Source organism: Serinibacter arcticus (assembly GCF_004786095.1).
GTDB lineage: Bacteria > Actinomycetota > Actinomycetes > Actinomycetales > Beutenbergiaceae > Litorihabitans > Litorihabitans arcticus.
Map to the genome: position 1 here is coordinate 24801 of NZ_RHPJ01000006.1, position 9802 is coordinate 34602.

The window sequence follows — 9802 nt, forward strand, 5'->3', positions numbered from 1 at the left end:
ACGCGACGGAGGTGATCCCCGTCGCAGCCGACCCCGTCGAGGAGTCGGGCGCCGGGCACGTCGAGGACGGCCCGAGGGTCGACGACGGCGGCCCCCTCGGCGACCCCGAGGTCACGCCGCTGCTCCCGCCCGACGACCTGGACGACCTCGACCACCTGGACGACGTCGAGCCCGCCCGCGCCGAGGAGTCCGACGAGGCCGACGAGGCCGTCGCGCCGTCGGCCGAGAACGGCACACCTGACGCCGAGGCGTCCGACGAGCAGCCCGCCACCCCCGAGTCCGCCGCGACCACCCGCAGGAGCCGGGCGTCGTCGTCGTCGCCGGAGCAGCCGAGGCGCACCGCGTCCGCCCGCACCTCCGCGCCGCCCACCACGCCCGCCGTCCCCACCCGCCCGCTGACCCGCGCCGAGGCCGTCGCGCGCGCGACGCGCGAGTGGCAGGAGACGCTGTCGGCGATGGGTGGCGAGTCCGCGCTGCGCGACATCGAGACCCTCGCGGACGCCACGCTCGACCTGTCCGCTGCCCACCCCGGCGGCATGGCGCAGTTCCTCGCCGGACGCCCCACGGCCCTCGGCCTGCTGGTGCGCGAGCCGTCGGCGCTGGCCCACGCCCGCCGTCGCGCCCGCGCCGTGCTCACGCGCTCCGCCGAGCACCAGCACCGCTACGGCGTCACCGCGACGACGGCGGCGCTCGGCGTCCTGACCTGGACCGACCCCGTCGGCGAGGACGGGGCCGGGCTCCTCATGCGCGCCCCGGCGTTCCTGCGGCCGGTGAGCCTCGAGGTCGCCGACGGCGGTCACGAGCCCACGCTGGCGCTGCACTCCCGCGCCACGATCAACCCCGTCGTCGAGCGTGCGCTGCTGTCCGCGGGCGTCGACGTCGATCGCCTGACGGCCCCGGCCGTGACCGGGTCGAGCGACCTTCGCGAGGCGCTCGACGCCATCCGCGACGTCGCGATCGGCGTGCTCGCCGACGTCGAGGTCACCGAGCTCATCGTCATCGGATCCTTCGCCCACCCCGGTCAGATCCTGGCGGACGACCTGTCCGGCGGTTGGCTCGTGGACAACGACGTCATCGCGGCGCTCGCGGGCGACGAGGCGGCTCGCGGCCGGCTCGACCGGCCCCTGCCGACCGTGCTGCGCGGCGACCGCGACCCGGGCACCGAGCGCGGTGTCGGCGACCTCGACCCCGCGCAGCACCACGTCCTCGACACCGTCGCCAGCGGGATCAGCGTCGTCGTCGACGCCCCGCCCGGCGCCCCCACGACCGACACGGTCGTGGCGATCGTCGCGGACGCCGCGGCGTCGGGCCGCACCGTCATCCACGTCCCCGGCACCCGCCGCGCGGGTGAGTCTCTCCGCGGCCGCCTCGACGAGCTGGGTCTGCCCGGCCTGGTGCTCGACGCCTCGGCCGGCTCGAGCCAGGGCGCCGAGGTCGGCGAGCTCATCACCTCGCGCCTGCGCGCCGACCTCCCGACGGTCGACGCGCCGTCGATCATCCGCACCCGCGGCGAGCTGTCGCGGCTGCACTCGGCGCTGACGGCCCGCGTGCACGCGTGGCACGCGCCGCGCCCCGAGTGGGGCGTCACGGCGCACGGCGCGATGCAGGCGCTCGCGTCGCTCACCGCCGCCCGTCCCGCCCCCCGCAACCAGGTCCGCCTGCCGGTGCCGGTGCTCTCGCGCCTGACCGGGCGCACGCTGGAGGACGCGCGCGGCGAGCTGGCCAAGGCCGCCACGCTCGGCGCCTTCCAGATCCGCCGCAGCGACAGCCCCTGGTACGGGGTCGCGCTGACCGACGCCGACCACGCGCGCCACGTCGTCGACGAGGTGCAGCGGCTCGCCGTTCGCACCGTGCCCGCGCTGCGCCAGAAGATCGCCGTCGCGACGGCCCAGACCGGGCTCGAACCCGCGACGACGCTCGCCGTGTGGGTCGAGCAGCTCCGCATGCTCCAGGGCGTCCGCTCGGCCATGGACGTCTTCCAGCCGATGATCTTCGAGCGGTCCGCCGCCGACCTGGTGGCCGCGACCGCGCCCCGCTCCGAGCGCTCGGACCACGAGGAGCTGCCCTCCAGCGTGCGGCGCCGCCTGCGCAAGGAGGCGCGTGACCTGCTGCGCCCGGGCCGTCACGTCACGGATCTGCACGGCGAGCTCGTCGCGGTGCAGGAGCAGCGCGAGATCTGGCGCATCCACTGCCCGGCCGGCGGCTGGCCCCGCCTGCCCGACGACATGAGCGAGCTCGTCCAGGTGACCGACGACGTCGTCGCCTCGCTCGCCGAGCTCGAGTCCGCGATCCGGCCGACCTACGACGACACGGTGCCGCTCGAGCACGCCGACCTCGAGTCGCTGGCCGACCACCTGCTCAGCCTCGCCGAGGACGAGAGCGTCACCCGCGCGCTCCCGGAGCGGACCGACGCGCTGACGCGCCTGCACGGCCTCGGGCTCGGCGAGCTGCTCGCCGACCTCGCCGCGCGGCGCGTACCGCTGCAGCTGGTCGCCGCCGAGCTCGACCTGGCCTGGTGGTCCAGCGTGCTGGAGGAGATCCTCGCCTCCGACCCCGCGCTGCGCGGCGCCACGACGTTCGGTCAGGACGTCGAGCGGTGGCGGGCGCTCGACGTCGACCAGGTCGCCTCGCTCGTCCCGCCCGTGCGGCTGGCGACGGCGACGAACCTGCGCCAGGTCGCCGTCACGCACAAGGACGCCGCCCGCGACCTGTTCCGGGCCGCCGATGCCGCGCGCCGCGACGTCGCCGGCTTCGACCTGCGCACGGCGCGCGCCCAGTTCGCCCCGGTGACGGCCGCCGTCGTGCCCTGCTGGAGCGTGCCGGCCATGCTCGTGCCGCAGGTGCTGGACCAGTCCGAGCGCGCCGACCTGCTCGTGCTGGACAACGTGCAGAACCTCACGACCGACCAGGTGGTGGCCGCCGTCGCGCGGGCCCGTCAGGTCGTCGTCGTCGGTGACATCCGGCGCGGGGGCACGGGGGTGGTCGCGGACCTCGCCGCGGTGCTGCCGCACGTCCAGCTCGACACCGAACGGACCGACCGGGACGAGCACCTCACCGCGTTCCTCGCCGCGCACGGCTACGAGGACGCGGTCGGCCGCGTCCCCGGACCGCCCGGCCCCTCGCTGATCCGGCTCGACGTCGTCGACGGCCGCGGCCTCGCGGCGCAGGGCGGCGTCGTGGAGACCGTGCCCGCGGAGGTCGACCACGTCGTCGACCTGGTGATCGAGCACGCGCTCACGAGCCCGGACGACAGCCTGGCCGTCGTCGCCCTCAACGCCCGGCACGCGGCGCGCATCCGCGACGCCGTCGCGCACGCCGTCGCCGAGGCGCCGGCGGTCGCGGGGTTCTTCGACCCGACGGCGAGCGAGCCGTTCGCCGTCGTCGACGTCGAGCAGGCGGCCGGCATGCGGCGCGACAGCATCATCCTCACCGTCGGTTACGGGAAGTCGCCGCACGGGCGCGTCATCCACCAGTTCGGCGCCGTGAGCTCGCAGCACGGGGTGTCGCTCCTCGTGGACACGATCGACGCGTGCCGGGGCCGCCTCGTGGTCACGAGCTGCATCGCGCCGACCGAGCTCGACTCCGACCGGCTGCGCGCGGCCGGCTCCCGCATGCTCGCCGACCTGCTCGCCTTCGCGGCGGCCGGGGGCGACGTCGAGGTCGAGACGGGGGAGCGCGAGGGATCGCCCGACCCGCTCCTCGTCGACCTCGCCGACCGCCTGTGGCGCATGGGGCTGACCGTCGTGGCCGACTACGGACCGGAGGGCGGCGTGCGCATCCCGCTCGCCGTCGGCCACCCGCACCTGAACGAGTCCCTCGGTGTCGCGATCCTGTCCGACACCGACGCCTACGTGGCGACGCCGAGCCTTCGCGTGCGTGACCGGCACTGGGTCGAGCGTCTCGAACGGCGCGGCTGGGACGTCGTCGTGCTCGCGTCGCTCGACGTCTTCCTCGACCCCGACGGCGCCGCGCAGCGCATCCTGCACGCCGTCTCGGAGCGCGTGCGCGCCCAGGGCGGCGACGAGCCGATCGTCCCCAGCGGGGTGACCGCGCCGCCGTCGTTCGTGGACGAGGACGCGCACGGCGACGACGACGTCGTGGCGCCCGACGCGGTGGCCGAGGTCGGGGCCGACGGCGACGCCGACGCCGAGCTCGACGACGCCGAGCCGGCGGACGCGGACGCGGTCGGGGACCAGGACGCGGTCGGGGACCAGGACGAGGTCGGTCTGCCCGAGGAGTCGACCGACGCGGTCGAGTCCGAGGTGGACGACGTCGATCAGCCGACGGCGACGCTCACGCCGATCGACCAGCGGCACGAGCCGGCGACGGCGGCGGACATCGTCTCGGCGGCCGAGCCGGAGTCGGAGCCCGAGCCGGAGTCGGAGCCCACCGCCCCGGCCCCGATCACGCCGGCCGTGATCCCCGACAAGGCCTGGGAGGACGACGATCGCGCCTGGGGCGACGGCGGCCGCGAGGACGAGGACCGCATCCTGCGGGAGCGCCCGCCGCACTGGGGCTGAGACCCGTCGCGGCCGGACCGCGAGCACGACGAAGGACGGCCACCCGGCAGATGCCGGGTGGCCGTCCTTCGTCGTGCGGGTGGGGCGAGGACCCGTGGGCTACGGACGCGTGGTCGGACCCTGCGCCTTGAGGAGGTCCCGGATCTCGCCGAGGAGGATGACGTCCTCGGCCGGGGCCTCGGGCTCGGGGTCGACGCCCTTCTTGCGGCGCTCGGCCAGCTTGTTCAGCGGCAGCACCACGATGAAGTAGATCGCGGCGGCGACGATGAGGAAGTTGAGGAGGGCCGTGAGGACCATGCCGGGCCTGAGCGCGGCGCCGATCTGCTCCACACCGTCGGCGTCGACGTACACGGCGTTGCCGATCGTGATCGTCCAGATGTCGTCGAGGTTCGGCTTGCCGAAGATCCCGCCGATCAGCGGGTTGATCAGACCGTTGACGATCGCCGTCACCACCGTGGTGAACGCGGCGCCGATGACGATACCGACGGCGAGCTCGACCGCGTTGCCGCGGGAGATGAACTCCCTGAAGCCGTTGAGGAAGCCGGTCCTCTTGCGCAGGGCGTCCGACGCCTGGTTGAAACGATCGTTGGGTGTGGTCATGCGTGCCTCCTGAGTCGGGTCCGTCGCCCGTGCGGGGTGTCAGTCGCCCGCCCCGAGGGCGACGGTCAACGTCCCACCCGCACCGGCGTCGAGCACGAGGGTAGCGACATCGGCCGGTACGGCGAGCAGAAGCAGCGAATTGCCCGTCCCGGGCGTGCCGAGCACACCGGACGGCGCGGTCGCGTCCTCGATCCGTGCCACGAGGCGAGCGTCCCTCGTCAGCAGGGTCGGACCGCTCCCGGTCGCCGCGACGAGCTGGATCGGCGTCGCCGTCGGGATCAGACCCGCGACCACCGGATCGGCGAGGCGCACGGGGACGACCAGCTCGTCCGGGCCGGCGGCCGCCCACGCGCCGTTCTCGACGAGGTCACCCGGCACCAGGGGGACGCCGTCGCCCGCCGGATGGGCGATCCGGTGGCCCACGAGGTCCTCGGGGCGGGTGAAGGCACCGGGCGGTACCACGTCCGGCGCCAGCGCCAGCACCGCGAGGTCACCCGCGGTGATCTCGTGCCCGGCCGGGAGGTCGTGGGACGCCGCGACGACGGGTGCGGTCTCCGGCGGCGCGGGGCGCAGCGCACCGAGCACCGACCACGCGGCGACGGCGACCAGCACGGCCACGAGCGCGGGGCGGTAGCGCCACAGCAGCGACCGGACGGTGCGACCCGTCCGACCGGTGCGGCGGGGGAGCAGGGGCAGCGCCGTGGTCATCCCGCGACGCTAGGGCGACGCGCGTGTCGGACGGGTCGGTGCCTGCCGACAACGGTCGGACGCGACGGCGACCGGCCCTGGGGACAGGTCAGCGCGAGGCAGGCTTCGAGCCGCCGCTCGCCCCGCCCGAGGCGGGCTTGCTCGGCGTCGACGAGGAGGACGAACCGGACGTGCTCGACGAGCCCGATCCGCCGTCCTTCTTGGGGGCGGTCGAGGACGGGGCGCCGTCCTTGCCCGAGGACGACGACGAGGAGGAGCCCGACGAGGCGCTGTCCTTGCTCGGGGAGGCGGACTCGCTCGTGGTCGAGGCGCTGCGGGAGTCGTTGCGGTAGAAGCCCGAACCCTTGAACACGACGCCGACCGGGGACAGCACCTTGCGGAGCTTGCCCGAGCACTCGGGGCAGACCGTCAGGCTGTCCTCGGTGAACGTCTGGTAGATGTCGAACGCGTGACCGCACTCCGTGCAGCGGTAGGCGTACGTGGGCATGGCGCTCCTCGGCTTGCGGCCGGTCGGCACATCAGGCCGCCTGGCACTCTCTCGATCCGAGTGCCAATTCTACGACGTCAGGCGGCGGTCAGGTGCCACCACGACGTGGGGGTGAGAACACCGCGCACGGGAATGTCGTGCGGCGCCCGCGGCAGGCGCGGGTGCCGCGACTCCTCGTCGTAGACGACACCGATCACGGTGGCGTCCGGTGCCGCGTGCAGCAGGGCGCGGTCGTACCAGCCGCCGCCCAGGCCGAGGCGGACACCGGCGTCGTCGATCGCGAGGGCGGGGCACAGCACGAGCCGGGCGCGTCCGACGGCGGGGGCCTCCTCCGGCTCGCCGCGAGGCTCGAGCGGCCGACCGGGGGCGAGCTGGGCCAGGTCGTCCACACCGGTGAACCGGCCCCAGCAGCGGTCGAGCGCCGGACCGAGCACGGGGACGAGCACCTCGAATCCCGCGCCGTGCAGGGCCTCGAGGGTCGGGAGGGTTCCGGGCTCGTGCCGGCGCGAGACGTAGGCGGCGACCGTCTCGCCGCGCGCGATGCCCAGGGCCGCGGTCAGGTCGAGCACCTGCTGCGCGATCTCCTCGGCACTCGCGGCCAGGGCGCGCTGGTCGAGCTGGGAGCGCCGGTCCTTGATAGCGGCGCGCAGGTCGTCCTTGCGGTCCTCGATCTGCTCGACGGCGATGAGGGACGGGGCGGCGGAGTCGAGGTCGAGGTGCGGGTCCCGGAGGTCCGTGGTCCCGCTGCCGGGAAGTGCGTGGGGTGCGGCACCCGAGGGTGCGGCGTCGTTGGGGGCGTCGTTGCCTGTCACCTCTCCACTGTGGCACAGGAAGGGCGTCGTTCGTGCTCCGACATGGACGGGGCCACGGGGTGGGACGCGGGGCGTGGCCGCTAGGGTGAGCGCTCATGTGGCCGGCGCGACTCGTGGAGGGTGACCTCGTGCTGCGCCCGCTCCGCCGTCGCGACTCGGGGGAGTGGGGTCGGGTGCGGGCGCGCAACGCCGCGTGGCTCGCTCCCTGGGAGGCGACCCTTCCCGCCGAGTCCACCTCCTCACCGATGACCTTCGGTCAGTACGTGCGGGAGCTCAACCGTCAGGCGCGAGCGGGCACGTCGCGACCCTGGGTGATCGAGCTCGGCGGCGACATCGTCGGGCAGGTGACGGTGTCGGGGATCAGTCACGGATCGCTGAGCTCCGCCGCGATCGGGTACTGGATCTCCCGGGAGGTCGCGGGGCAGGGGCTCATGCCGCTGTCCGTGGCGATGGCCGTCGACGACTGCTTCTTCTCCCTGGGCCTGCACCGCGTCGAGATCAACATCAGACCGGAGAACGCGGCCAGCCTGCGCGTCGCGTCCAAGCTCGGGCTGCGCGACGAGGGTCTGCGCCGCGCCTACCTCCACATCCAGGGTCACTGGGCCGACCACCGGACCTTCGCCCTCACGCGCGAGGAGGCCCCCGCGGGACTGCTCCCGCTCGCGCGGAGCCTGGTGCGGTCCTGACCCGACGGCGGTCGCTCGTTACCGACACGCCCGGTCACCTGCGGCGTCGTGGGCGACGGCGCACCTAACGTCGTCTTCGTGAGTTCCGCCGGGTACGTCATCACGGCGGCAGTCATGCTGATCCTCGGATACCTGGTGCCGTCGCTCGTGCGACGACGTCAGGCCGTCGCCGACAGCTGCGTGGACGACCGCTTCTCCCAGGAGCTGCGGGTCGTGGCACGCGGCGGGTCCGGTGGGCGCCCCAGGAGCGATCAGCGACTGCCGAGCACGCGAGCCCTCGTCGCCTCACTACCGGTACCAGGCCCGCGAAAGGAGCTCACCGTGAACCGTCCCACCGGGATGGCTGACCGCCGCACCGCCAACGAGGCGCGTCGCGTGGCGGCGGTGCGTGCTGCACTCGCCGCCCGACGAGCCGAGCAGGCGGCATCCGCCCGCCGTCGACTCGTCCTCACCATCGCCCTGACCGTCGTGTCGGTGGTCGCGTGGGTCGCCGTCGCCGCGACGCCGTTCTCCCCGCTGCTCGCGACGTTCCCGACGCTCGTGCTGGCAGGGGTGCTGTGGCTCGGGGTGCGCACGGCCCGGTCCGAGCGCGCCGAGTGGGCCCAGGTCCCGGCGAGCCTGACGGAGCCGCGACGCGAGCGGTCGGCAGGTCCGACGTACTCACCGTCCCAGCTGCGCTCGCACCTGTCCGCCGACGGCGTCGCTCGTCCGACGGCGGAGGCTGCCGGTGCCGCCGGACTCAGCTGGCAGACGGGTGACGTGCCCGTCCAGATCTCGCAGGCCGTGCCGGCCGATCGTGAGACGGTCCCCGAGCCCGTGGAGATCGACCCCGTGGTCGAGGTCGCGGCGCCCTCGGTGGACGTCGTGGTCGAGGCAGCGCCGGGATCGTGGACGCCCGTCCCCGTCCCCGTCCCCACCTACACGTTGAAGCCGGTGGCGATCCGTCGCGAGGCGGCGCCGTACGAGGCGCCCGAGGTGGCGGTCGACGCCGCAGCCGACGTGGCCGACGTGTCCCTGGACGTCAGCATCGATGAGGGCATCGACCTCCGCGCGGTGCTGGCTCGCCGACGGGCCGTGGGGGCCTAGCCGCACCGTCCCAGCGCTCGGGCCGATTCGTCTCCACGCGGACCCGGTGCTAGGCTCGATCCCGCTCAACCGGCCCCGGCCGAGTGGGTGTCGGGGCATTGGCGCAGTTGGTAGCGCGCTTCGTTCGCATCGAAGAGGTCAGGGGTTCGAATCCCCTATGCTCCACCCGAGATCCGTCCCAGGACGGTGACGAGGCCCGGAACCGCAGACGCGGTTCCGGGCCTTCGTCGTTCTCGGTGCCTTCGTCGTTACTGAGGTGTGCGTGGTTGCCGGGGCCTTTGCCGGCCGGGACTGCGCCGGCTCGGGCGCGGGGCGCGGGGCGCGGGGCGCGGGGCGCGGGGCGCGGGGCGAGCTGGGGTCTCGAGCCACGCACGTGTGACGCCGAGTCAACGGCGAGCTGCGCCGGCCGCGGCCGGCGACGCGGTGGGTGGTCGCGACGGCGTGACGCACGCCGACGAGGCGCGCCGCCGGCGGCGCGGCACGCATCCGCTCGAGCGGCTCGGGTCGCCGAAGCGTTGCAGTTGCAACGATTTGCCACATCGTTCACCGTGACGTAATGTTCTTTTCACACGGGGAAGCGAGCCGGACCGAGAGGGACGGGCTGACCGTGAATCCCAAGCGAAGAGCCGCTGATGCGGTTCAACTGTCGCGGGGTCACTCGTTCGGGTTGGATCTGGTTGGACTTCGGTTTGACGGTCTGGTCTGGGGGGTGTAAGTTTGAGAAGTTGCCCCGGTGGGGCTGGCTCTCCTGGTGGGGGTTGGTTTGCTGGTGTGGTGTGTGTTGTTTGAGAACTCAACAGTGTGTTTGTGAATGTGATGCCATTCGGCTGGTCGGATCTTTGTGTCTGGTTGGTCGTGGTTTTGATTGTTTTGCCTCGCATCTTCTCGTCAGTGGGTGGTGTG

The 9802-nt window shown here is 73.9% G+C and carries 7 protein-coding genes and 1 tRNA gene; 4 read left to right on the plus strand and 4 right to left on the minus strand.

Annotated features, from left to right (window positions below; genetic code table 11):
• Positions 1-11 precede the first annotated feature (11 nt).
• Positions 12-4520: a hypothetical protein gene (locus SERN_RS15130; RefSeq protein WP_135851006.1), complete on the plus strand. Its 4509-nt coding sequence runs from the start codon at positions 12-14 to the stop codon at positions 4518-4520.
• A gap of 99 nt (positions 4521-4619) precedes the next feature.
• On the opposite strand, the gene mscL is transcribed toward SERN_RS15130, so the two are convergent.
• The 4 genes from mscL to SERN_RS15150 all read right to left on the minus strand — a co-directional run bounded on the left by mscL (position 4620) and on the right by SERN_RS15150 (position 7127).
• Positions 4620-5120: a large conductance mechanosensitive channel protein MscL gene (mscL, locus tag SERN_RS15135; RefSeq protein WP_135851007.1), complete on the minus strand. Its 501-nt coding sequence runs from the start codon at positions 5118-5120 to the stop codon at positions 4620-4622.
• Positions 5121-5159: 39 nt separating this feature from the next.
• Positions 5160-5828 carry an SAF domain-containing protein gene (locus tag SERN_RS15140; RefSeq protein ID WP_135851008.1) on the minus strand — a complete coding sequence of 223 codons (669 nt, stop codon included), beginning with the start codon at positions 5826-5828 and terminating at the stop codon, positions 5160-5162.
• An 88-nt stretch (positions 5829-5916) separates the two neighbouring features.
• Positions 5917-6315 carry an FmdB family zinc ribbon protein gene (locus SERN_RS15145; RefSeq protein ID WP_135851009.1) on the minus strand — a complete coding sequence of 133 codons (399 nt, stop codon included), beginning with the start codon at positions 6313-6315 and terminating at the stop codon, positions 5917-5919.
• Between the two features lie 77 nt (positions 6316-6392).
• On the minus strand, positions 6393-7127 hold the full coding sequence (locus SERN_RS15150) for a 5-formyltetrahydrofolate cyclo-ligase (protein WP_233251749.1): 735 nt from the start codon (positions 7125-7127) through the stop codon (positions 6393-6395).
• A 95-nt stretch (positions 7128-7222) separates the two neighbouring features.
• Between SERN_RS15150 and SERN_RS15155 the strand changes: the two genes are divergently transcribed.
• The 3 genes from SERN_RS15155 (at position 7223) to SERN_RS15165 (ending at position 9064) form a co-directional block, all read left to right on the plus strand.
• Positions 7223-7813, plus strand: coding sequence for a GNAT family N-acetyltransferase (locus tag SERN_RS15155; RefSeq protein WP_135851010.1), 591 nt, complete (start codon positions 7223-7225; stop codon positions 7811-7813).
• A 321-nt stretch (positions 7814-8134) separates the two neighbouring features.
• A complete protein-coding gene (locus tag SERN_RS15160; RefSeq protein ID WP_135851011.1) occupies positions 8135-8899 on the plus strand; it encodes a hypothetical protein in 765 nt (254 codons plus the stop codon).
• Positions 8900-8991: 92 nt separating this feature from the next.
• Positions 8992-9064 (plus strand) — tRNA-Ala (locus SERN_RS15165).
• Positions 9065-9802 lie beyond the last annotated feature (738 nt).

What these genes read in the sequence shown, in the direction of transcription:
- mscL (WP_135851007.1), bottom strand. Translation starts at nt 5,120, where the DNA reads ATGACCACACCCAACGATCGTTTCAACCAGGCGTCGGACGCCCTGCGC.
- SERN_RS15145 (WP_135851009.1), bottom strand. Translation starts at nt 6,315, where the DNA reads ATGCCCACGTACGCCTACCGCTGCACGGAGTGCGGTCACGCGTTCGAC.
- SERN_RS15140 (WP_135851008.1), bottom strand. Translation starts at nt 5,828, where the DNA reads ATGACCACGGCGCTGCCCCTGCTCCCCCGCCGCACCGGTCGGACGGGT.
- SERN_RS15155 (WP_135851010.1), top strand. Translation starts at nt 7,223, where the DNA reads ATGTGGCCGGCGCGACTCGTGGAGGGTGACCTCGTGCTGCGCCCGCTC.